This is a genomic window from Fusobacterium sp. DD2, assembly GCF_018205345.1.
GTDB lineage: Bacteria > Fusobacteriota > Fusobacteriia > Fusobacteriales > Fusobacteriaceae > Fusobacterium_A.
Window position 1 is genome coordinate 1 of record NZ_JADRHM010000151.1, and the last position, 289, is coordinate 289.

A 289-nucleotide genomic window follows, 5' to 3' on the forward strand; every position below is an offset into this window, starting at 1 on the left:
ACAGAATAGCCTCATTATTCAATAAAACTCTATTAATTGTAGATTCTTTAAATTCCTTAGAATAATGGTTATTTTTGCCTTGTCTGAGAATACCATATCCATGTTTTTTTAGAAGTCTAACTAAATACTCCAATCTATGAAAATTTACTTTAAATTCCCGACCTAACTTTCTTAAAGATTCACCTTTTAATTTTCTTTCATAAATCTCAATTTTTTGTTCATTTGTTAATTTAGCCATAAAAAAACTACACCCTCCATCTTAGTTGTCTAAGATTTTGGGTGCAGTACA

At 27.7% G+C, this 289-nt stretch carries 1 pseudogene; it reads right to left on the minus strand.

The annotated features are described in order from the left end of the window. A pseudogene (locus tag IX290_RS11520) lies at positions 1–238 on the minus strand (IS3 family transposase); the annotation flags it as partial. Between the last annotated feature and the right edge of the window lie 51 nt (positions 239–289).